The organism is Aeromonas sp. s9 (genome assembly GCF_040907765.1).
GTDB lineage: Bacteria > Pseudomonadota > Gammaproteobacteria > Enterobacterales > Aeromonadaceae > Aeromonas > Aeromonas caviae.
The window spans coordinates 65,672-88,421 of the sequence record NZ_JBFOCK010000045.1 but is presented as its reverse complement, the minus strand read 5'-3'; the positions used below and the strand labels follow the sequence as shown (position 1 = coordinate 88,421).

Sequence of the window (22,750 nt, the reverse complement as noted above, 5' to 3'; positions counted from 1 at the left end):
TTCACTTATTTCACGCTGCAACTGGCCGCATTATACCGTTCAATGTCACTGATAACAGGGGGAAAAATCAGAACTTGCCACATTGGTCGATGAAAACAAGTGTAATCGTTTACACGTATTTGTTAAGCAGCTCACAGTTTGCCCGTCAGCCCCTCGGCTAGACTCCTGCTCAGGCTTTCCTGATGCGAGGAGTTGAGGGTGGAACAACGGATGAAAGTACTGGTCACCGGCGGTTGCGGCTACATCGGCAGCCACACCTGTCTGGCCTTGCAGGCCGCAGGCATGGAGCCCGTGGTGGTGGACAACCTCTGCAACAGCAAGGCGGGCGTCCTGACCCGTGTCGCCGCCATCAGCGGGCGCGAGCCCCGCTTCTACGAAGGGGATATCCGTGACCCGGCCCTGCTGGATCGCATCTTCAGCGAGCAGCACATCGACGCCGTGATCCACTTCGCCGCCCTCAAGGCGGTCGGCGAGTCGACCCGCATCCCGCTGGACTACTACGAGAACAACCTGAGCGGCACCCTGGTATTGCTGCAGGCGATGAAACGGGCCGGGGTACGCAATCTGGTGTTCAGCTCGTCGGCCACCGTCTACGGCGATCCCGCCAGCACCCCGATCCGGGAAGATTTTCCCCGCAGCGCCACCAACCCCTATGGCCGATCCAAGCTGATCATCGAGGAGATCCTCGAGGAGCTGCAGCGGGCCGAGCCCCACTGGAGCATGACCCTGCTGCGCTATTTCAACCCCGTCGGCGCCCACGAGTCCGGCACTCTGGGGGAGGATCCCCAGGGCATCCCCAACAATCTGATGCCGTTTTTGACCCAGGTAGCCATCGGCCGGCGCGACTGCCTCTCGGTCTTTGGTAACGATTACCCAACCATCGACGGCACCGGGGTGCGCGACTACATCCATGTGATGGATCTCGCCGAAGGGCACGTCAAGGCTCTGGAACACTGCGCCGGACGGGGCGGTGTCCACGCCTACAACCTGGGCACGGGCCAGGGCCAGAGCGTGTTGCAGATGGTCGCGGCGTTCGAGGCCGCCTGCGGTCGGCCCCTTCCCTACCGGATCGAGCCACGGCGCCCCGGCGACATCGCCGAGTGCTGGGCCGATCCCGCCAAGGCCGCTCGGGAACTGGACTGGCACTCCAGCCGGGATCTCGCCGCCATGTGCGCCGACAGCTGGCGCTGGCAGTCCGCCAACCCCAATGGTTACGAGGCGTAGGCCCTGTCCTGCGCCTTCGGATGTATTCAACTCACACACTGGAGTGATGATGTTCAACCCCGTTGATCACCCCCACCGCCGCTTCAACCCGCTCACCGGCCAGTACGTGCTGGTCTCCCCTCACAGGGCCAAGCGCCCCTGGCAAGGCCAGGTCGAGAAGGTGAGCCTGGCGCCGAGCCAGGCCCATGATCCCGACTGCTTCCTCTGTGCGGGCAACACCCGGGTGACCGGCGATATCAACCCCGACTATCAGGACACCTTCGTCTTTACCAACGACTTCGCCGCCCTGATGCAGGACACCCCGGCCGCCGACGCGGCGCCGGATCCCCTGCTGAAGCTGGAAGCCGCCCGGGGCACCAGCCGGGTCATCTGCTTCTCGCCGGATCACGGCAAGACCCTGCCCGAGCTGCCCCTGCCCGCCATCGAAGGGGTGATCACCACCTGGATGGACCAGGTGGCCGAGCTCTCTGACCAGTGGGAATGGGTCCAAGTCTTTGAAAACAAGGGCGCCGTCATGGGCTGCTCCAACCCGCACCCTCACGGCCAGCTCTGGGGCAGCGACTTCCTGCCCAACGAGATTGCCAGGGAAGAGGCGCACCAGCGCGCCTGGCTGGCCGAACACGGCCGCCCCCTGCTGCTGGACTATGTGGAGCGGGAGCTGGCGGATCGCTCCCGCATCGTGGTGGAGACCGCCCACTGGCTGGCGGTGGTGCCCTTCTGGGCGGCCTGGCCGTTCGAGACCCTGCTGCTGCCCAAGGCCCATGTTCCCTCCATGCTGGATCTCACCCGGGAACAGCAACAGGATCTGGCCATCGCGCTCAAGGAGCTTACCAGCCGCTACGACAACCTGTTCCAGTGCAGCTTCCCCTACTCCATGGGCTGGCACTTCGCCCCGCCCCGTTCCGACTGCCCCGAGGCGTGGCAACTGCACGCCCACTTCTATCCGCCCCTGCTGCGCTCCGCCACGGTGCGCAAATTCATGGTGGGCTTCGAGATGCTGGCCGAAACCCAGCGCGATCTCACCCCGGAACAGGCGGCCGAACGGCTGCGCGCCCTCAGTCCCATCCACTACAACGACCAGAACCAGTCCAATGAGGAGGCCCTATGACCCCGAGCCAGCGCGTCAGCGCCGTGTTTGCCGAGCAGTTTGAGCAACAACCCGACCTGCTGGTACGGGCTCCAGGCCGCGTCAACCTCATCGGCGAGCACACCGACTACAACGACGGCTTCGTGCTGCCCTGCGCCATCGACTACGAGACCTGCGTCGCCATCGGCCTGCGCGGCGACAACCTGGTCGAAGTGATCGCCGCCGACTACGACAACCAGCGCGACCGGTTCAGTCTCGATCAACCCATCGAGCACCACCCCAGCCAGCGCTGGAGCGACTACATCCGCGGCGTGGTGAAACACCTGCAGGCACGGGGCCACGCCCTGAGCGGCCTCAATCTGGTGGTCTCCGGCAACGTGCCCCAGGGGACGGGTCTCTCCTCCTCCGCTTCCCTGGAGGTGGCCATCGGCCAGGCCTTCAAGGAGGCCCAGGGGCTGGCCATCAGCCAGGCGGAAATCGCCCTCAACGGCCAGCAGGCGGAGAACCAGTTCGTCGGCTGCAACTGCGGCATCATGGATCAGATGATCTCCGCGAGCGGCAGGCAGGATCACGCCCTGTTGCTCGATTGCCGTTCCCTGGAGACCCGGCTCATCCCCATGCCCACCGATCTGGCGGTGCTCATCGTCAACTCCAACGTACGCCGCGGCCTGGTGGACAGCGAATACAACACCCGTCGCCAGCAGTGCGAAACCGCCGCCCGCCACTACGGGGTCAAGGCCCTGCGCGACCTGGATCTGGCGACCCTGGAAGCGGGCAAGGCCGGGCTGGACGAGGCCTGCTATCGCCGCGCCCGCCACGTGGTCGGCGAGAACGCCCGCACCCTGGCGGCGGCTGATGCACTGGCACAGGGCGATCTGGTGCGCCTCGGTGAGCTGATGGGCCAGTCCCACGCCGCCATGCGCGATGACTTCGAGATCACCGTGCCCCCCATCGACGGCCTGGTGGAGATCATCAAGGCCCGGATCGGCAGCGAAGGCGGTGTGCGCATGACCGGCGGCGGTTTTGGCGGCTGCGTGGTCGCCCTGCTGCGCCCCGAGAAGGTGGCCGAGGTGATCGCCGTGGTGGAGGCGGAATACCCGGCACGCTTCGGCCTCAAGGCGGACTGCTACGTCTGCCGTGCCAGCGCAGGGGCCGGCAGACTGTAACGCACGCCTGACAACGGGTGACGCCCCCTGCCCGGCACTCGCGAGGCCGGCAGGGGGCGACGGGATCACGACGGGGAACCGCAAACCATGATGAGATTCGAGCTGGAAAACGAGAAGGGACTGCGGCTGCGCGGTCTCGCATACGGGGCCACCCTCACCTCCCTCACCCTGCCGGTGGCGGGAGAGCGGCGGGAGGTGCTGCTGGGCTGCGCCGACGAGGCCTACCTCACCCAGCAGGTATGGCTGGGTGCCGTGGCGGGGCGCTTTGCCAACCGCATCGGCGGCGCCCGCCTTGAGCGGGAAGGCCAGTGCTGGACGCTGGACGCCAACCAGGGGGCCAACTGCCTGCACGGCGGGCGCGACGGGTTCCATCGCCGCACCTGGCAGATCAAGGAGCAGGAGGCGGACAGGGTCAAGCTGGCGCTCCTCTCCCGTGCGGGGGATCAGGGCTTTCCCGGCAATCTGAGGGTGAGCCTGGAGTATCGGCTGGAGCAGTGCGATCTGGTGGTCGACTTCTGCGCCAGCACGGACGCCCCCAGTCCGGTCAGCCTCACCAGCCACGCCTACTTCAACCTGGATGGCGGTGGCGACATCCGCCACCACACCATCAGCCTCGACGCCGACCGCTACCTGCCCACGGATGACCAGAGCCTGCCGCTGGCCATCGCCCCGGTGGAAGGCCCCTTCGATCTGCGCGCCCCCCGCCCCATCGGCCAGGCGTGGCTGGACCACCCCCAGCAGCAGTTGGCCAAGGGGTACGATCACGCATTTCTGCTCAACAACAGCGATTTTGAGCCTTCTGATGAGCCGTTTGGTGGGTCCAATCAGCCATGGGCCGCCCGGGTGATCTCGGGGGATGGCAAGCTGACCATGGAGGTCTACACCAATCAGCCCTCCCTGCAGTTCTACAGCGGCAACTGGCTGACCGGCACGCCGGATCGTCAGGGCCGACCCTACCGGGATTACGACGGCTTCTGCCTGGAGGCCCAGCAATTGCCCGACAGCCCGAACCGGCCCGCCTTCGGCGATCCCTGGTTGCTGCCGGGGCAGCGTTATCGCCACCAGACCCGTTATCGCTTTATTCCTGCCCCCTGACAGCCCTGCTCGGGCAGACGAAGGGGCCCGGGCGCGCCGCCACGTCATGGCGGCCCCGGCCCCGATGGCACCGCCGAATCAGCCGGGGTGAGGCCCGCCGCAGGGCCCGTCGCTCCTCATTGCACACCAGCCCAAGGAACCGCACCGTGATGGATGACAACTACCTCGCCGCCCCCGACCGCTACCAGCGCCAGCCCTACCGACCGGCGGGCCGCCACGGCCTGCGCCTGCCCGGCATCGGTCTGGGCCTTTGGCACAACTTCGGCGCCGGGAGCGATCCCGCCACCGCGAAGGCCATGGTGCATCAGGCGTTCGATCTGGGGATCACCCACTTCGATCTCGCCAACAACTACGGGCCGCCGCCGGGATCTGCCGAACTGACCTTCGGCACGCTGCTGAAGAGGAGCCTGGCTCCCTATCGGGACGAGCTCATCATCGCCAGCAAGGCGGGCTACGTGATGTGGGACGGCCCCTACGGCGATGGCGGCAGTGCCAAGTACCTCTTCGCCAGCCTGCACCAGAGCCTGCGCCGTCTGGGCCTCGACTACGTGGACATCTTCTATCACCACAGGCCGGATCCCCGCACCCCGCTCGAGGAGACCTGCCAGGCCCTGGCCCTGATGGTGCGCCAGGGCAAGGCGCTCTACATCGGCCTCTCCAACTACTCGGCCCCGCTCGCGGCCAAGGCTGCCGCCCGGCTGGCGGAGCTCGGCACCCCCTGCCTGGTCAACCAGCTCAAATACTCCCTGTTCCAACGCGATATTGAGCCCGACACCCTGCCGGCCTGCCGGGAGCACGGCATGGGGGTGGTCGCCTTCTCACCCCTGGCGGGGGGGCTGCTGAGCGATCGCTACCTGGCGGGCATTCCCGCGGATTCCCGCGCCGCCAGTGCCAGCCCCTTCCTCACGGCGGACCAGATCACCGAGGAGAAGCTCGCCACCGTCCGCGCCCTGCATGCACTGGCCCTGCAACGGGGTCAGTCCCTGTCGCAACTCGCACTGCAATGGGTGCTGCGCGACCCCGTGGTGAGCTGCGCCCTGATTGGCGCCAGCCATCCCCAACAGATAACGAGCGCCATCGACGCCCTGGGGCAGCCCCCTCTGGACGATGATCTTCAACAGAAAATCCTGTCCATACTGGCCTGACAGCACAAAGAGATCATAAAACAGATGTCAACATGCGTGACTGACCTGTCAGAACGTGACGGGACAGTCATGGCTTCTGACAGCATACGGCAAGCCGCGCCCTGCATGGTCCGCCAGCGCCCTTTCCCGGCCGGAACAGGGCGCTGAAATCCCCAATATTCACTGGTTGCCCGCGCGATTTTCCGCCATCATTGGCCGCCCCGACCCGTTCGGGGTTGATTTTATCCAGACCCCATAACCAAGAGATCTGCACCATGACCGAATCCTACGCCCTGTTCGTCGCCTTTGTGCTGGGCATAGTGGAAGGCCTGACCGAGTTCCTCCCCGTCTCCTCCACCGGCCACATGATCATCGTCGGCCACCTCCTCGGGTTTGAAGGACCCAAGGCCGCCACCTTCGAGGTGGTGATCCAGCTCGGCTCCATCCTGGCAGTGGTCGTCATGTTCTGGCGCCGCCTGTTCGGACTCATCGGCATTCACTTCGGTCAGAAACCGACCCCGGGCCACGCGACCCTCTCCCTGGTGCACGTCATCCTCGGCATGCTGCCTGCCGTGGTCGTCGGGCTGGCTATCCACAGCTGGATCAAGGCCAATCTGTTCGGGCCGGAAACCGTGATGTATGCCCTGGTGGCCGGTGGCATCCTGCTCATCATCGCCGAAAAGTTCCGCCCCGCCGTGACCGCGGAGACCCTGGACGACATCAGCTACAAGCAGGCCTTCGGCATCGGCCTGTTCCAGTGCCTGGCACTCTGGCCCGGTTTCTCCCGCTCCGGTGCCACCATCAGCGGCGGCATGCTGATGGGCATCAGCCGCCACGCGGCAGCGGAATTCTCCTTCATCATGGCGGTGCCCATGATGATCGCGGCCAGCGGCCTGGATCTCTACAAGAGCCGCGATTTCCTCTCCATGGCGGACTTCCCCATGTTTGCGGTGGGCTTCGTCACCGCCTTCGTGGTGGCCATGGTCGCCATCAAGACCTTCCTGGCGCTGATCCGTCGTCTCGACTTCATCCCGTTCGCCATCTACCGCTTCCTGCTGGCCTTCGTCGTCTACCTGGTCTTCGTGGCCTGATGGGCTTCGCCGCCAAGCAACACAAAAGGGACCCGAGGGTCCCTTTTTTCATGCCGTGATACCGCCTCAGTCGCGCGGCAGCCCGCTATCGCCGAGCAGCCGTGAGCCTAACTCAATAGAGGTGCTGGCTGATGCCGTTGAGCAGCCGTGACAGCCCCTTGGTGAACTGGACCGGCGCATCTTGCACCGTGTAGCAGAGGCAGCCGTCCGGGGTGTGGGGGCTGTGGGCGTGGTTGGCGTCGCGCCAGATGAAATCCCCCGCCTGATAGCGGGTGTCGCCATCCTCGATGGTGCCCGCCAGCAGCAGGGTCAGCTCATATCCCTTGTGGGTGTGCTCGGGGATCCGCCCCCCCGCCTCGATGTGGAGCAGGTTGGCCCGCGCACCCATCTCGTCCAGCGGCAGGCTGACCTGACGGATGGCCCCGAGATGACGCCACCTGGGGGCATGATGCCGTGCCAATGCCCGCGGCAGCCGGTAACTGTGACCCGCCACCCTGAGCTCTGGCCTCGGGCTCTCGGGAAGGGCGAGCGCCGCCTCCGTCGCCACCGGCTGTTGCAGTATGCCCGCCAGCATGGCATCGAATCCGGCGGGCAGCGCCTCGTCCGGCGCGTCAGGGGCCAGATGCTGGCACGCCAGCGCCTCTTCAAATTGCTTCACCCGGGCGGCGCACTCGGGGCAGAACTCGCAATGGGCGGAGACACCGACGGCCAGCGGCAGAGGCAGCTCGTCGGCAGCGAAGGCGCGCAGCATGGGTTCAGTCGGATGGGTCTTAATCATGGCCTTGCTCCACTTGTTCCTTCAGTTTCTGTAGTGCCAGCCGCAGCCGGGACTTGATGGTGCCAAGGGGCACGCCGAGCCGGTCGGCCAGCTCCTGCTGGGAGAGCTCCTGCAGGTAGATGCCGCGCACCACCTGCTGCTGCGGCTCCGGCAGCGTGGCGACATAGTGGGCCATCTGGCGGGTCAGCACCGCGTCTTCACCGCCGCTCAGGTGCTCCTCTTCGGCCCGGAATTCCAGCAGCGGCCAGATCTCCTCGGCGCAGAGCTCCTCCTTGCTGGCGCGGCGGCGGCGCAGCATGTCAAAGCTCTGGTTGCGCATCACTGTGTAGATCCAGGTGGTGGCGGCGCCCTTGTCGGGGTGATAGAGCCGTGCCTTCTGCCAGACCAGCAGCATAGTCTCCTGCACCAGTTCCATGGCGTTGGCCTCGCTGCCGAGGTGGCGCAGCCCGTAGCTGCGGATGCGCGGCGCGAAGTGGTGGAACAGGGTGGCGAAGGCAGCCTTGTCGGCACGCTCGGCCACCCGGACCAGCAAAGATGTGAGGTCGCCGTCTGGGTTGTCCATGGGGGGCGATGTCCTGCGTGGAGCCGATTGTGGTTGGCCAGTATATGCCATTGCGCCATCCCTCGCGTGTGGTGTTCACCCCCAATACGGTGAGCGAGGAAAAAGGATCACCGGGAAGGGGAATTCAATGGCTCGCGACCAGCAGACCGCTCAGCAGGGAGAGGGTGGGCTGGTTGTCCTTGGCCGCCACCAGCCACTGTTTTTGCTCCACCGGGATGGGCAGCACCTCCAGCCAGCGCTGGGCGACCCAGCTCGCATCCTCCCAGTCCGGCTCCGGATAGAGGGCCGCGTACTCCGGATAGTCGTTGAACACGTCCTGCAACGCCTTGGCCAGGGAGTGCTGATCCGCCTGGAGCCTGCCGCTCTGCCAGGGGGGAAGGGGCTCCACCTCGCCGACCCGCAGACCGTCCTCTTCCTGCCAGAGATCCGTGATGCGCACCCGCTCCACCCCGAGCACCGTGATGCCGAGCAAACCATCGGGCAGCAGATCGAAATCGATGATGCGCACCCGGGTGGCGATGGGGTACATGTTGCGCAGCGCGTCGGGCTGGCGGGGGTCCAGCATGCAGAGCGCGAACTCCCGCTCCCGGGACTCGGCGATCATGCGCTGGTATCTGGGCTCGAAGATGCGCAGCGGCATAATGCCGCCCGGCAGCAGGTGAGCGGAGAGTGGAAACAGTACCAGTGTCATGGGAATCATCCTCCAACGGCTTCCTCAAAGGATACGACCGCCACGGGAAGCGGGATCATTCAGATCGAATCGGTATAAATAACCCTGTCATAATCAGGGGAAAATAGCCTGGACAAGCCGTTTCGTTATGCAGTAGAAATGGATAACCACCACTTACCCAAATCAATATCCTGCAATGTGGTGGAAAACGCAGTGAAATATCCGCCACGCCCACGGGTGCGGGCCGTTCCTATAGTTTTCTCGGCCCGATGCGGGTAAAATTCACGCCCTTATCCAGTCAGTCACTTTTCGACGCGCAACCTCGGTGGTCAGTTATGAAAGAGCATATTCATCATCTACTTGAACAAACGGTAGCCAATCTCAAGTCCGCAGGCGTCCTGCCCGCCGACCTGGAAGCCCGGGTGCAAGTAGACCGATGCAAGGAGAAGGCTCACGGCGACCTGGCCACCAACCTGGCCATGCTGCTGGCCAAACCGGCCCGCAAGAATCCCCGCGAGCTGGCCGCTGCCATCATCGAGCACCTGCCTGCCTCCGATCTGATCGCCAAGGTCGAGATCGCCGGCCCCGGCTTCATCAACTTCTTCTTCGACCCGAGCTGGCTGGCCGGTCAGGTGGAAGCCATGGTGACCTCCGACAACGCCAACGTGAAGCTGCCGGCGCCGCAGACCGTGGTGGTGGACTACTCCGCCCCCAACGTGGCCAAGGAGATGGCGGTGCACCACATCCGCTCCACCGTGCTCGGTGACGTGGCCGCCCGCGCCCTCGAATTCCTGGGCCACAAGGTAGTGCGTGCCAACCACATCGGCGACTGGGGCACCCAGTTCGGCATGCTGATCGCCTATCTGGAGAAGATGGCCAACGAGCACGCCTCCGACATGGAGCTCAAGGACCTGGAAGCCTTCTACACCCAGGCCAAGCGTCACTATGACGAAGACGAAGCCTTCGCCGAGCGCGCCCGCAACTACGTGGTGAAACTGCAAGGTGGCGATGAGTACTGCCGCACCATGTGGAAGAAGCTGGTCGACATGACCATGGAGCAGAACCAGCGCAACTACGACCGTCTGAACATCTCCCTGTCCAACAAGGACATCATGGGCGAGTCCATGTACAACGACATGCTGCCGCAGATCGTTGCCGACCTGAAAGCCAAGGGGCTGGCAGTCGAGAGCGAAGGGGCCACCGTGGTCTTCCTGGACGAGTTCAAGAACAAGGATGGCGAGCCCATGGGCGTCATCATCCAGAAGAGCGACGGCGGTTTCCTCTACACCACCACCGACATCGCCTGCGCCAAATACCGTTACGAGAACCTGGGCGCCGACCGGGTCATGTACTTCATCGACTCCCGTCAGCACCAGCACCTGATGCAGGCCTGGACCATCACCCGCAAGGCGGGCTATGTGCCGGAGTCCGTGCCCCTCGAGCACCACGCCTTCGGCATGATGCTGGGCAAGGACGGCCGTCCCTACAAGACCCGCTCCGGCGGCACCGTCAAGCTGGTCGACCTGCTGAACGAAGCGGAAGAGCGCGCCAGCGCCCTGCTGGAGAGCCGCAACAGCGACCTCTCTGCCGAAGAGAAGGCCCAGGTGGTGCACGCCATCGCCATGGGTGCGGTCAAGTATGCGGATCTCTCCAAGAACCGCACCACCGACTACATCTTCGACTGGGATCTGATGCTGTCGTTTGAAGGCAATACCGCCCCCTACCTGCAATACGCCTACACCCGTATCCAGTCCATCTTCCGCAAGGCCGGCGTCGATGCCGACACCCTGAGCGGCAAGGTGGTCCTGAGCGAAGATGCCGAAGAGACCCTGGCCCAGAAGTTGATCCAGTTCTCCGACGCGGTCAACGGCGTGGCGGACAAGGGGATGCCGCACCTTCTGTGCACATATCTCTATGAATTGTCTGGCAACTTCATGACCTTCTACGAAGCCTGCCCGATCAACAAGGACGGCGTGGACGAGGCGACCCGCCAGAGCCGTCTGCTGCTGTGCGCCGCCACCGCCAAGGTGCTCAAGCTGGGCCTGGGCGTGCTGGGCATCCACACCCTGGAGCGCATGTAATAGATGGCGACCCGGGATTACGTCGGCAACAGCCCGAGACGACGGGCGGGTGGCCGTAACATCAAGAAAGCGGCCCCTCGCCGCTTTCCTGTTATCCCGGCACTGCTGGCCGGGGCCCTGGTCGTCGGTTTCGGCGCCTTCCTCTACCTCATCAACGGCAAGGGCGCCGATGCCCCCACCATCGAAGAGCAGGTGAAGGCCAACAAACCCAAGGCACAGGGCAATACCCTGCCCCAGGAGAAGTGGAGCTACATCGAGCGGCTGGAGAACAAGCAGGTGGACATCATAGAGCCGCCGCCCCAGCCGGGCGTGCTGCCGCCCCCGCCTGCCGAGACCATGACCCTGCAACCGGAGAAGCTGCCCAAGCCGGTCGCGACCGACATTCCCCAGCCGGGAACCCCCATCGGTCAGGTGAAGCCCTATCAGCCGCAACCGGTGCAACCGGCCAAGCCGACCACCGGCGCCCCGGTCGCCAGCGCTCGGGAGCAGGTGATCGACCAGAAGGCCGAGCGTGAGCGGATGGAGCGGGAGATCCGCGCCGAACTGGAGCGGGAGCGTGCCGAGGCCGCCAGGGCCAAGGCGGCGACCCAGACTGCACAGACCGCAGCCGCCGACGGCGGTCGCTACATGATGCAGTGTGCCGCCCTGCGCTCCCAGGATTCCGCGGAATCCCTCAAGGCGCGCATCGCCTTCACCGCCGGGCTATCTTCCAGCCTGCAGGTGGTCAACGGAGCCGGTGGCGCCGTCTACAAGGTGATGGTGGGCCCCTTCAACGGCAAGGCGGCGGCCGATGCGGCCAACCGCAAGCTGCAGGGCTCGGGCATCAGCGGCTGCATCCCCAAGAAGGGGTGATCGCCGCGTCCATGCACAGGGCCGGGTGGCAACACCCGGCCCTGTTTCTTTTGGCGCCATCCCGCGCCCACCCGATCCCTCCCCCGCGATCCGTGCTCGGCACAGGCTTGAAAAGCCGTTTTGCCATCCCCATCTTTTCCTCCATGCACAGTCAGGCCGTCATTCGGCTCAAGCGAGGTAAGTAAAGTGACTACCATAGTTTCAGTTCGCCGCAACGGTCAGGTCGTCATCGGTGGCGATGGCCAGGTTTCTCTTGGCAACACCGTCATGAAGGGCAACGCCCGCAAGGTTCATCGCCTCTACAACGGCAAGGTACTGGCTGGTTTCGCCGGCGGCACCGCCGACGCCTTCACCCTGCTCGAGCGCTTCGAAGCCAAACTGCAGGCCCATCAGGGCAACCTGGAGCGCGCCGCCGTGGCGCTGGCCAAGGACTGGCGCACCGATCGCGCCCTGCGCCGCCTCGAGGCGCTGCTGGCCGTCGCCGACGAGCACAAATCCTTCATCATCACCGGCAACGGTGACGTGGTGCAGCCGGAGCACGATCTCATCGCCATCGGCAGCGGCGGCAACTTCGCCCAGTCCGCCGCCATCGCCCTGCTGGAGAACACCGAGCTCGACGCCAAGAGCATCGTCGAGAAGTCCCTCAAGATTGCGGGCGACATCTGTGTGTTCACCAACGGCAACCACACCATCGAAGTGCTGGATTATTCAGCTAAATAAGTCGGCGAAATAGGGCCGCCAAATTAGGCCGCCAGCCAAACCCCATTTTCCAAGGGGTGGGCCCTGCCCGCCCCGGATACAGGAACGCCATCATGTCCGAGATGACCCCGAGAGAAATCGTCCACGAGCTGGACAGGCACATCATTGGTCAGGCCGATGCCAAGCGCGCGGTCGCCGTCGCCCTGCGCAACCGCTGGCGCCGGATGCAACTCAATGAGGAGATGCGCCACGAGGTGACCCCGAAGAACATCCTGATGATAGGCCCGACCGGCGTCGGCAAGACCGAGATCGCCCGCCGCCTGGCCAAGCTGGCCAACGCCCCCTTCATCAAGGTGGAGGCGACCAAGTTCACCGAGGTGGGCTATGTGGGCAAGGAAGTGGACAGCATCATCCGCGATCTGACCGACGTCGCCATCAAGCTGGTGCGCGAGACCGAGATGGAGAAGATGAAATACCGCGCCGAGGAGGCCGCCGAGGAGCGCATCCTCGACGCCCTGCTGCCGAACCCGCGCAACAGCTGGGGCGAGGAGGAGAAGGCCGACAACTCCAACACCCGCCAGATCTTCCGCAAGAAGCTGCGGGAAGGCCAGCTGGATGACAAGGAGATCGAGCTGGATCTGGCCGCCACCCCCATGGGCGTGGAGATCATGACCCCGCCGGGCATGGAAGAGATGGCGAACCAGCTGCAGGGGCTGTTCCAGAACCTGGGCCAGGGCCAGAAGAAGAAGCGCAAGGTCAAGGTCAAGGAGGCCATGAAGGCGCTGATCGAAGAGGAAGCGGCCCGCCTGGTCAACCCGGAAGAGCTCAAGCAGAAGGCCATCGCCTCCGTCGAGAACAACGGCATCGTCTTCCTCGACGAGATCGACAAGATCTGCAAGCGCGGCGAGAGTTCGGGCCCGGACGTCTCCCGTGAAGGGGTCCAGCGCGACCTGCTGCCCCTGGTCGAGGGCTGCACCGTCAACACCAAGCACGGCATGGTCAAGACAGACCACATCCTGTTCGTCGCCTCCGGCGCCTTCCAGATCGCCAAGCCGTCCGACCTCATCCCCGAGCTGCAGGGGCGCCTGCCGATCCGGGTCGAGCTGACAGCGCTGACCACCGAAGACTTCGAGCGCATCCTGACCGAGCCGAACGCCTCCCTGACCGATCAGTACCAGGCGCTGATGGCCACCGAAGGGGTCAAGATCGAGTTCACCCAGGACGGCATCCGCCGTCTGGCCGAGGCGGCCTGGCAGGTCAACGAGCGCACCGAGAACATAGGTGCCCGCCGTCTGCACACCGTGATGGAGCGCCTGATGGAAGACATCTCCTTCGATGCCTCCGAGCAGTCCGGCGCGACCTTCGTCATCGACACCGACTACGTCAACGCCCACCTCGGCAAGCTGATTGAAGACGAGGACCTGAGCCGCTTTATCCTGTAACAGGTTGATAGAAAACGAGAGTCTGAGCGGTTCAGTATCCTGTAACAGACTGATCGAAGACGAGGTTCTGAGTGGTTTAATAGCCTGTAAGCGAACCACTCAATCTCATAGCAAGAAGCCTCCCCTGTGGAGGCGTCTTCGTTTTCAGCGCTCTCCCAACTCGCGGCCGTCCCGGGTCGCGTCACCCTGCACGACACACTCCCCTCTTCCCGCCAGCCAGAATGCCGTCACCAGCAGCAAGGCCGTCAGGGCGAAGGTGACCCGGGTGGCGAACACCAGCTCGTCCGCCGTGGCCGTGGCGAGATCGGGCCGCCCCACCAGGGTGGCGAACAGGGCACCCAGCCCCGCCGCCCCCGTCAGCTGGCCCAGATTGCGCGACAGGGTCAGCAGGCCGGCCACGGCCCCCCTGCTCCGCTCATCCACACCACCCACCACGGCGCTGTTGTTGGCGGTCTGGAACAGGGCGTAGCCGGCGGTCAGCAGCAGGATGGGCAGCAAGTAGCCGAGGGGGCCGAGGGCCGATCCCGGGAGGACGAGACAGGTCACGGCCCCCACCATGAGCAGCAGCCCCAGCCGCACCACAAAGGTCGCGCCGACCCTGTCCACCAGCCAGCCGGCGGGCATGCCGGACAGCGCCGCCAGCAGGGGGCCGCCCGAGATCATCAGGCCCACGGTGCCCATGTCGAGGGCGAAGACCCCGTGCAGGTAGAAGGGGCCGATGAGCAGGGTCACCACCATGACGCTGGCCACCAGGGCGCTGGCGACGATGCCGTTGCGCCGCCCGGCATCCCCCGGCAGCCCAGGCGGCAACAGGGGAGCCTGGGCCCGCGCCTCGAGGCGCACAAACAGCGTGGTCGCCAACAGGGCCCCCAGTCCAGCCCAGATCCCGGCCAGGCTACCCCACGTCAGCGCCAGCCCGTAGCAGAGCAGCGCAGCCACCAGCGCCAGCAGGCCGGGGAGAGGGAGCTCGCCCCGGGACGGATGCCCGTCATCCGGCGGCAGACCGCCCCAGAGACACCCAGACGCCAGTAGCCCGAGGGGGAGCAGCAGCAGGAAGGGGACCTGCCAGCCAAATCCGGCGATCAGCAGACCGCCGAACGAGGGGCCGAGCGCCGTGCCGCAGGCCGACAGGGTGCCGAGCAACCCCATGCCCCAGCCGCGCCGGGTCGGCGGCACCAGCTGCCCCACCATGGCCAGCGAGAGCACCAGCATGCAGGCCGCTCCCGCCCCTTGCAGGGCACGGGCCGCGATCAGCCAGCCGATGGAGGGCGCCAGGGCGCACAGCAGGGAGGCCAGCACGAACACCCCGGAGCCCCAGAGCAGCAGGCGACGGCGACCGAGACGATCGCCGAGCCGACCGGCCACCACCGTCAGACTGGTGATCCCAAGCAGGTAGGCCACCAGCACCCATTGCAGGCTGGCGAAGGGCACGCCGAAGTCCTGCCCCAGGGCAGGCAGCACCAGGTTGGCCATGCTCCCCGCCAGCATGGGCAGCAGGGTGGCGAGCCCGAGCCCCGCGAGACCGAGACGGCGCGTCACGGGAGGGGAAACAAGAAGTGGTGTGGACATGGCAGTCTCTCCGGCAAGTGATGATGCACTCAGGCTAGCGGGGGAGATGACAAGGCGGAAGACGCACGGGTTGCAGCTTATAGTTGCACCAGACGCCATATGAAGAGACGGCAACTCGCGTATCATGAAGGGGTCGGCCCCTCAGGCGCCGCCTGCGAGGAGACGACCATGACCCCGGATTTCAACCTGCTGATCACCCTGGATGCCCTGCTGGAAGAGGGCAGTGTGGCGGGCGCCGCCAGACGGCTAGGCCTGAGTGCTTCCGCCATGAGCCGGGCCCTGGCAAGGCTGCGGGAGACCACGGGGGATCCGCTGCTGGTGCGGGCGGGACGCGGCCTGATCCCCACACCCCGGGCGCAGATCCTGCGGGATGAGGTCGCCCGCCTGGTTCAGGAGACCCGGGCCGTGCTGCGCCCCCAGCAGGAAGTAGACCCGGCGAGCCTGGAGCGCACCTTCCGCCTGCGATCCAGCGACGGCTTCGTGGAGGCGGTGGGCCCCGCCCTGCTGGCGCGCCTTGCCGTCGAGGCCCCCGGGGTGCGGCTCCACTTTCTGGCCAAACCCGACAAGGAGAGCGGCCCCTTGCGCCGCGGCGAGCTGGACTTCGAAACCGGGGTGATAGGTACACAGACGGCCCCCGAGCTGCGCACCCAGGCCCTGTTCCAGGATCACTTCGTCGCCGTGGTGCACCCGGACCACCCCCTCTGCGACGGCACCCTGACCGTGGCGCGCTATGCCGCCGCGCGCCACGTGCTGGTCTCCCGCCGGGGCCAGCCTCACAGCCCCATCGACGAGATCCTCGCAGGCCAGGGGAAGAGACGCACCATCACCACCCTGGTTCCCGGGTTTGCGACGGCGCTGGCCCTGGTCAGGGAGAGCAATCTGGTGGCGACGGTGCCGCACCTGCACTGCGCCAGCCTGCTCGGCGATCTGGTCACCCTGCCCCTGCCCTTCGCTCTGCCAGGGATCCGGGTCGCCCTGCTCTGGCACCCCAGTCAGGATGCCGATCCGGGCCACCGCTGGCTGCGCGCCCTGATACGGGACACCTGTGCCCGGCCCCCCTATCACACCGGGACCACCGACACCCCCTGATCCGGGTCAGGCAGCTCCCGGCTCCATCACCAGCCTCTTGTGGCCCGGGCACCCGCACCCGGGACCAGAAGCACCTGTCACCACCCCGTCACACCGACATGCCCGTGGCTTGGGCACAAGCGATGGATCCTTCCCCCTGCCGGACGGGGATCACGGCCCCTCAGAGCGGGGCGGATCACATTGCGGGCAAAAAGATCCTGTCGCCCGCTTCCGCATTTTTTATACGGTCGTATAATTGCGTACAAAATGCATACACCAGGAGCGCCAGCCAGATGCACCCCACCCGTCAGAAACTGCTCGATACCGGCCTCGCCATCGCCACCGAGAAGGGGCTATGCGGCCTGACGGTGCGCGAGCTGGCGGCGGCGGCCGAGGTGAACCTCGGCACCTTCGTCTATCACTTCGGCAACCGCGACGCCTATATCGACGAGCTGGTGGAGCTCTGGTACGCCCCCCTCTACGACGAGCTCAAGGCGGTGGCGGCCCGCGGCGCCTACCCCTCTGCCCTGGCAACCTTCGAGGCCACCATGGAGGCGCTGATCGGGCTGGTGGCGCGCCAGCGCGGCTTCATCAACCACCTGTTTGGCGATGCCCTGGCGGGGGAAGGGGCGGCCCAGCGCTTTCTGCTCAGCCTACCGCGCCGTCATCCCCTGCTGCTGATCGAGCAGGTACGGATGGCGCAGGCAGAAGGGTCGCTGGTCGCGGGTCACCCGCTCCAGCTGATGATCTTCATCATGGGGTCGGTCGGCCTGCCGCTGGTGATCGCAGGCAGCGGTCGCCAGCTCGGCTGGCTGCCCGAAGAGGCCGCCCCCTTTCTCAGCCAGATAGACAACCCCGAGGCCGCCAGACAACGGCTGGTATGGGCCCTGCGCGGCCTGCGCCCCACCGACATCAAGGAAGGAGAAACGGCATGAAACAACCCATCGCCATCATCCCTATGGCAGCTCTGCTGCTGGCCGTTTTCGGTGGTGACCTCTGGTTGCAGAGCCATCCTCAAGGAGAAGCGGCATGAAACAACGCATTGCAATCCTGGCCCTGCTGCTAACCGTTATCGGTGGCTACCTCTGGTGGCAGGGGCGCCCCGCCGACGGCTCCATCCTCTACGGCAACGTCGATATTCGCGACGTCAATCTGGCCTTTCGGGTCGGCGGCCGCGTCGATCAGGTGCAGGTCGATGAGGGAGATAGCGTAAAAGCCGGTCAACTGCTGGCACGCCTCGATCCGGCTCCCCTCACCCACAGCCGCGACAGCGCCCGCGCCAATCTGGCTGCACTCACTGCCGCCAACGCCTTGATCCACAAAGGCTATCGCAGCGAAGAGACCGACCGCGCCCGGGCCGAGCTGGCGGCCGCCGAAGCCGCTGCACTGGAGGCCAACCAGCAGTGGCGCCGCCAGAGCACACTGGCCGCCACCGGCGCTATCTCCCGCGGCCAGCTCGACAGCGCCCGCTCCCAGCGGGATCAGACCCAGGCCAGGGTGCGCTCCGCCCGCGAACAGCTCGCCCAGCTCGAAACCGGCTACCGCCCCGAGGAAATCGCCCAGTCCGATGCCCAGCTGGAAGGGGCCAAAGCGGCGCTCGCCAGTGCCGAACTGGCGCTGGCGGATGCCAATCTGACCGCCCCCAGCGATGGCATCATCATCAGCCGCGCCATCGAGAATGGCAGCATGGTGCAGAGTGGAGCGACCGCCTTCAACCTCTCCCTGACCGCGCCGGTCTGGGTGCGCGCCTATGTGGAGGAGCCCTGGCTCGGCCACTTCCCGAGCGGCGCCAAGGTGACCCTCACCACCGACTCGCGGCCGGACCAGCCCTATCACGGGGTGGTGGGCTTTGTCTCGCCCACCGCCGAGTTCACCCCGAAATCGGTGGAGACGCCGGACCTGCGCACTCACCTCGTCTACCGGCTACGTATCGTGGTGCAGGATCCCGACCCGGCCCTGCGCCAAGGGATGCCGGTCACCGTCAGGCTGGCTCCATGAACAGCGCCATCTCCCTTGAGGGGCTCACCAAACGCTTTGGCGAGCGGGTCGCCCTCAACGCCATCTCGGCCACCATTCCGGCTGGTGGCATCACCGGGCTGGTGGGCCCCGACGGCGCGGGCAAGAGCACTTTGCTGCGCCTGCTGGCCGGTCTGCTGATCCCCGAAGCGGGCACCATCCGGGTGCTGGGGCTGGATCCGGTGAACGAGGGAGACCTGCTGCGTCAGCGCCTCGGCTACATGCCCCAGCAGTTCGGCCTCTACGAGGATCTCAGCGTGCTGGAGAACCTCACCCTCTACGCTGACTTGCGCGGCGTACTGGAGCCCGAACGCACGCCCACCTTCGCGCGGCTGCTCGCCTTCACCGATCTTGCCCGCTTCACCGCAAGGCCGGCAGGCAAGCTCTCTGGCGGGATGAAGCAGAAACTCGGGCTGGCCTGCGCCCTGCTCGGCACCCCGGATGTGCTGCTGCTGGACGAACCGGGGGTCGGGGTCGATCCCATCTCCCGCCGCGCCCTCTGGCAGATGGTGCGCGAACTGGCAAAAGGGGGGATGACGGTGCTCTGGAGTACCGCCTATCTCGATGAGGCGGAGCTGTGCGACCACGTGCTGCTGATGGCAGATGGCGAGGTGCGCACCAGCGGCACGCCGGCCGATCTGATGGGGGCCATGGCCAGCCGCTGCTGGCTGCTGGAGGCGGGGCAACTGGATGGCCGCGAGCGACGCGCCCTGCTGCACCGGGCACTGGCTCACCCCGCCGTGATGGACGGCGCGGTGGCGGGGGAGCGGGTGCGCCTGCTGCTGCACGCCGGCGTGGCAACCCCCTCGCTGGCGGAGCTGGGGCTCTCTGAGGGGGCCTTCGTACCGACCCCGGCCCGACTGGAGGACGCCTTCATCGACCTGCTCGGCGGCGGCCCCGGCGGAGAGTCGAGTCTGGCGGCCGGGATGCGGGAAGCCGAACTGCCGCAGGGGGTCTCCCCCGAGGCGGTGATCGAGGCGCGCCACCTCACCAAGCGCTTCGGCGATTTTGCCGCCACCGATGATGTCAGCTTTGCGGTGCGCCGCGGCGAGATCTTCGGCCTGCTCGGCCCCAACGGGGCGGGCAAGTCCACCACCTTCAAGATGGAGTGCGGCCTGCTGCGCCCGAGCGAGGGGCAGGCGCTGGTGACCGGCATCGATCTGGCCCACAGCCCCTCGGCGGCGCGCCAGCGCCTCGGCTACATGGCGCAGAAGTTCTCCCTCTACAAGCAGCTCACCGTGGCCCAGAACCTAGCCTTCTTCGCCGGTATCTACGGCCTGTTCGGCCGCCATCAGCAGACGCGGATCGACGCCATGGTGACTGCCTTTGCCCTCGCCCCCTGGCTCGATCAGAAGGCGGAATCCCTGCCGCTCGGCCTGCGCCAGCGCTTGTCGCTGGCCTGCGCCCTGCTGCACGAGCCGCCGCTGCTGTTTCTCGACGAGCCCACCTCCGGGGTCGACCCTGTCACCCGGCGCGAGTTCTGGTCCCACATCAACGCGCTGGCCGACCACGGCGTCACCGTGCTGGTCACCACCCACTTTATGGACGAGGCGGAGTATTGCGACCGCATCGCCCTCATCTATCGCGGCAAGCTGCTGGCGCTCGGCACCCCGGACGATCTCAAGGGGCTGGCCGCCAAAGAGGCGGCGACCTCTTTGCCAACCGGCTCCTTGCCGACCTGTTCTTTGCCAACAATGGAAGAGGCCTTTATCACCCTGGTCGAGCGGGCCAGCGAGGAGGACGCATGAGCATCAACCGTCGGCGACTGCTGGCCCTGTGTCGCAAGGAGACGCTGCAAATCGTCCGTGACCCGAGCAGCATCCTCATCGCCTTCATCATGCCGGTGGTGCTGCTGGTGGTGATGGGTTACGCCATCAATCTGGATGTGGACCACCTGCGCCTCGGCATCTGGCGTACCGACAGCGGCGCCCCGGCGGTGCGGCTGGAGCAGGCCCTGCGCGGCTCTACCGCGCTGGAGATCCACAGCGGCCCGAGCAAGGAGTCCCTGCTCGCCAGTCTGGCCCGTGGCGAGATCCGCGGCCTGCTGGTGATCGATGACGGCTTCTCCCGCGCCATGGCCGGTCAGGGCAATGGTACGCCGCAGGTGCTGCTGCTGACCGACGGCTCCGAACCCAATACCGCCAACTTCGTCACCAACTATGTGCAGGGGATCTGGCAGGGGTGGCTCGCTAGCGAGGGGGTCGCCATGCCGGTGTCGATAGAGAGCCGCGCCTGGTTCAACCCGGCGCTGGTGAGCCGCAACTTTCTGGTGCCTGGCTCCATTGCGGTGGTAATGACCATCATAGGCGCCCTGCTCACCTCGCTGGTGGTGGCGCGGGAGTGGGAGCGCGGCACCATGGAGGCGCTGCTCGCCACCCCGGTCACCAAGGGGGAGCTGCTGCTCTCCAAGCTGCTGCCCTACTATGGCCTTGGCATCATCGCCATGCTGCTCTGCCTGCTCTTCTCGGTGGCGGTAATGGGCGTGCCGTGGCGCGGCTCCCTGCTGCTGCTCTTTCTGGTCACCAGCGTCTTTCTCGGCAGCGCCCTCGGGCTCGGGCTGTTCCTCTCCACCGTGATGCGCAGCCAGTTCAATGCCGCGCAGGCAGCGCTGATCGCCGCGTTTCTGCCCGCCGTGATGCTGTCGGGCTTCGTGTTCGAGATCGCCAGCATGCCGCCTTGGCTTCGGGCCATCACCCACCTCATTCCGGCCCGCTACTTCGCGAGCTCCCTGCAGACCCTCTATCAGGCGGGCAGCGTCTTCTCGATCCTGCTGGTCAACGGTTTCTGTCTGCTGCTGCTGGCCGGTTTCTGGCTCATCCTCACCGCCCGCAAGACGCGGCGCACTCTGGAGTAACCCATGCTGATCCGACTCTGGTGGCTGATCCGAAAAGAGCTGCAAGCCCTGATGGGCAACACCCAGGGGCGCTTTCTGCTCATCATGCCGGTGCTGCTGCAGACCGCCCTCTTCCCGTTCGCCACCACTCTGGAGGTGACCGGCAACACCCTGGCCATCTACAACCAGGATGGCGGTGCCCAGAGCCGCGAGCTGCTGGAGCGCCTCACCCATATGCCCGCCTTCACCACCATCATCCCGGTGCAGGGCGAGGCGGGCATGACCGAGGCCATCACCGAGCAACAGGCACTGCTCGGGCTGATTATTCCGGGGGATTTCTCGCGCCGGCTGGCGCGGGGCGAACCGGCCAAGGTGCAGTTGATCATCGACGGACGCCGCTCCAACGGCGGTCAGGTAGCGGCGGGCTACATCAGTCAGGTGATCGCCCGCTGGCAGAGCGAGGGGCGCGGCGCCCCCGAGCTGCCGGTGCGCCACCTCTACAACCCCAACGTCGAATTCCACTGGCATATCCTGCCGGCCCTGGTGGCCATCATCACCACCACCGGCTGTCTGATTGTCACCGCCCTCTCGGTCGCGCGGGAGCGGGAGGAGGGCACCTTCGATCAGCTGCTGGTTTCCCCCCTCACCGCAGGCTGGATCATGGCGGGCAAGGCGGTGCCCGGCATCCTGGTGGCGGTGGGACAAGGGTGCATAGTCGCGCTGGCCGCCCGTTTTGTCTTTCACCTCCCCTTCGCAGGGAGCCTCGGTCTGCTGCTGGCGGGCATGGTCTGCTACGGGCTGGCACTGGCCGGGATCGGGCTCTTCATCTCGTCGTTCTGCTCGACCCAGCAGCAGGCGTTTCTCGGGGTCTTCTCCTTCACCGTACCGGCGGTGATCCTCTCGGGCTACATCTCGCCGGTGGAGAATATGCCGCAGGTGTTCCAGTGGCTGGCGGCCATCGACCCCCTCACCCACTTCATCGTGCTGCTCAAGGGGGTCTTTTTGAAGGGGCTCGGCTGGTCGGCGGCCTGGCCCCTGATCTGGCCCCTGCTCGCCATCGCCGGCGTCACCCTGTCGCTGGCGCTCGCCATGTTCCGCCGCCATATCGCCTGACGTGCCGCTTTGATCAGCTGATGCCGGTCTCGTCCAGTGCGAGACCAGCCTTTTTCCGACAGAAGTTTTCACTCCCCGGCCGTGGGTAAACCGGGCTTACCCTCCACCATCCCTCACCCCGAGCTAACCCAGAAATCATTAACTGGTATACCTATTTTTGTATATCTTTGAATTTTATCGAATTACCCCTGAGGGGATATATAAATAGACACTTGATTTGCATCAATCGTCTGCCCCTGCCGACTGGGTAGCCTAGCCCCAGAATGATGTTTTATTACTC

The 22,750-nt window shown here is 65.8% G+C and carries 20 protein-coding genes; 16 read left to right on the top strand and 4 right to left on the bottom strand.

Features of this window, described 5'->3' with window-relative positions; all coding sequences use genetic code 11:
• Window positions 1-210 precede the first annotated feature (210 nt).
• The 6 genes from galE (at window position 211) to bacA (ending at window position 6,787) form a co-directional block, all read left to right on the top strand.
• The gene (gene galE / locus AB5Y54_RS09290; RefSeq protein ID WP_201921245.1) at window positions 211-1,224 is read left to right on the top strand and encodes a UDP-glucose 4-epimerase GalE; all 1,014 of its coding nucleotides are present in this window, start codon (window positions 211-213) and stop codon (window positions 1,222-1,224) included.
• 49 nt (window positions 1,225-1,273) lie between these two features.
• Window positions 1,274-2,332 (top strand): UDP-glucose--hexose-1-phosphate uridylyltransferase, encoded by a 1,059-nt coding sequence (locus tag AB5Y54_RS09285; RefSeq protein WP_103243887.1) that lies wholly within the window; start codon window positions 1,274-1,276, stop codon window positions 2,330-2,332.
• Entirely contained in the window at window positions 2,329-3,477 is a 1,149-nt protein-coding gene (galK, locus tag AB5Y54_RS09280) for a galactokinase (RefSeq protein WP_201956648.1), read from the top strand. Before AB5Y54_RS09285 ends, galK begins: the two co-directional genes overlap by 4 nt.
• A 27-nt stretch (window positions 3,478-3,504) precedes the next feature.
• Complete coding sequence (galM, locus tag AB5Y54_RS09275; RefSeq protein ID WP_368153508.1) at window positions 3,505-4,572, top strand: galactose-1-epimerase; 1,068 nt, start codon at window positions 3,505-3,507, stop codon at window positions 4,570-4,572.
• A 149-nt stretch (window positions 4,573-4,721) separates the two neighbouring features.
• Entirely contained in the window at window positions 4,722-5,717 is a 996-nt protein-coding gene (locus AB5Y54_RS09270; protein ID WP_279961604.1) for an aldo/keto reductase, read from the top strand.
• 254 nt (window positions 5,718-5,971) lie between these two features.
• Window positions 5,972-6,787, top strand: coding sequence for an undecaprenyl-diphosphate phosphatase (bacA, locus tag AB5Y54_RS09265; protein WP_010676024.1), 816 nt, complete (start codon window positions 5,972-5,974; stop codon window positions 6,785-6,787).
• Between the two features lie 112 nt (window positions 6,788-6,899).
• On the opposite strand, the gene AB5Y54_RS09260 is transcribed toward bacA, so the two are convergent.
• The 3 genes from AB5Y54_RS09260 to AB5Y54_RS09250 form a co-directional block, all read right to left on the bottom strand.
• A complete protein-coding gene (locus tag AB5Y54_RS09260; protein ID WP_368153490.1) occupies window positions 6,900-7,565 on the bottom strand; it encodes a ChrR family anti-sigma-E factor in 666 nt (221 codons plus the stop codon).
• Complete coding sequence (locus tag AB5Y54_RS09255; RefSeq protein ID WP_010676026.1) at window positions 7,558-8,127, bottom strand: sigma-70 family RNA polymerase sigma factor; 570 nt, start codon at window positions 8,125-8,127, stop codon at window positions 7,558-7,560. Before AB5Y54_RS09255 ends, AB5Y54_RS09260 begins: the two co-directional genes overlap by 8 nt.
• A gap of 124 nt (window positions 8,128-8,251) precedes the next feature.
• The gene (locus tag AB5Y54_RS09250) at window positions 8,252-8,818 is read right to left on the bottom strand and encodes an LON peptidase substrate-binding domain-containing protein (protein ID WP_010676027.1); all 567 of its coding nucleotides are present in this window, start codon (window positions 8,816-8,818) and stop codon (window positions 8,252-8,254) included.
• A 314-nt stretch (window positions 8,819-9,132) separates the two neighbouring features.
• Between AB5Y54_RS09250 and argS the strand changes: the two genes are divergently transcribed.
• The 4 genes from argS to hslU all read left to right on the top strand — a co-directional run bounded on the left by argS (window position 9,133) and on the right by hslU (window position 13,871).
• Window positions 9,133-10,878: an arginine--tRNA ligase gene (gene argS / locus AB5Y54_RS09245; RefSeq protein WP_010676028.1), complete on the top strand. Its 1,746-nt coding sequence runs from the start codon at window positions 9,133-9,135 to the stop codon at window positions 10,876-10,878.
• A 3-nt stretch (window positions 10,879-10,881) separates the two neighbouring features.
• The gene (locus AB5Y54_RS09240) at window positions 10,882-11,730 is read left to right on the top strand and encodes an SPOR domain-containing protein (RefSeq protein WP_201888787.1); all 849 of its coding nucleotides are present in this window, start codon (window positions 10,882-10,884) and stop codon (window positions 11,728-11,730) included.
• A 186-nt stretch (window positions 11,731-11,916) separates the two neighbouring features.
• The gene (gene hslV / locus AB5Y54_RS09235) at window positions 11,917-12,450 is read left to right on the top strand and encodes an ATP-dependent protease subunit HslV (protein WP_005306539.1); all 534 of its coding nucleotides are present in this window, start codon (window positions 11,917-11,919) and stop codon (window positions 12,448-12,450) included.
• Window positions 12,451-12,542: 92 nt separating this feature from the next.
• Entirely contained in the window at window positions 12,543-13,871 is a 1,329-nt protein-coding gene (hslU, locus tag AB5Y54_RS09230; RefSeq protein WP_042078733.1) for an HslU--HslV peptidase ATPase subunit, read from the top strand.
• Between the two features lie 144 nt (window positions 13,872-14,015).
• Here hslU and AB5Y54_RS09225 read toward each other — a convergent pair whose 3' ends face one another.
• Entirely contained in the window at window positions 14,016-15,440 is a 1,425-nt protein-coding gene (locus AB5Y54_RS09225) for an MFS transporter (protein WP_368153487.1), read from the bottom strand.
• A gap of 168 nt (window positions 15,441-15,608) precedes the next feature.
• On the opposite strand from AB5Y54_RS09225, the gene AB5Y54_RS09220 reads away from it, so the two are divergent.
• The 6 genes from AB5Y54_RS09220 to AB5Y54_RS09195 all read left to right on the top strand — a co-directional run bounded on the left by AB5Y54_RS09220 (window position 15,609) and on the right by AB5Y54_RS09195 (window position 22,470).
• The gene (locus AB5Y54_RS09220) at window positions 15,609-16,529 is read left to right on the top strand and encodes a LysR family transcriptional regulator (RefSeq protein ID WP_368153486.1); all 921 of its coding nucleotides are present in this window, start codon (window positions 15,609-15,611) and stop codon (window positions 16,527-16,529) included.
• A 272-nt stretch (window positions 16,530-16,801) separates the two neighbouring features.
• Window positions 16,802-17,443 (top strand): TetR/AcrR family transcriptional regulator, encoded by a 642-nt coding sequence (locus tag AB5Y54_RS09215; RefSeq protein WP_368153483.1) that lies wholly within the window; start codon window positions 16,802-16,804, stop codon window positions 17,441-17,443.
• A 94-nt stretch (window positions 17,444-17,537) separates the two neighbouring features.
• Window positions 17,538-18,506, top strand: a complete 969-nt coding sequence (gene hlyD, locus AB5Y54_RS09210; RefSeq protein WP_368153482.1) for a secretion protein HlyD — start codon at window positions 17,538-17,540, stop codon at window positions 18,504-18,506.
• Window positions 18,503-20,272 carry an ATP-binding cassette domain-containing protein gene (locus AB5Y54_RS09205; RefSeq protein ID WP_368153480.1) on the top strand — a complete coding sequence of 590 codons (1,770 nt, stop codon included), beginning with the start codon at window positions 18,503-18,505 and terminating at the stop codon, window positions 20,270-20,272. Before hlyD ends, AB5Y54_RS09205 begins: the two co-directional genes overlap by 4 nt.
• Window positions 20,269-21,378: an ABC transporter permease gene (locus tag AB5Y54_RS09200; RefSeq protein ID WP_201035608.1), complete on the top strand. Its 1,110-nt coding sequence runs from the start codon at window positions 20,269-20,271 to the stop codon at window positions 21,376-21,378. The genes AB5Y54_RS09205 and AB5Y54_RS09200 overlap by 4 nt, the downstream gene beginning before the upstream one ends.
• 3 nt (window positions 21,379-21,381) lie before the next feature.
• Window positions 21,382-22,470 (top strand): ABC transporter permease, encoded by a 1,089-nt coding sequence (locus AB5Y54_RS09195; RefSeq protein WP_368153478.1) that lies wholly within the window; start codon window positions 21,382-21,384, stop codon window positions 22,468-22,470.
• Window positions 22,471-22,750 lie beyond the last annotated feature (280 nt).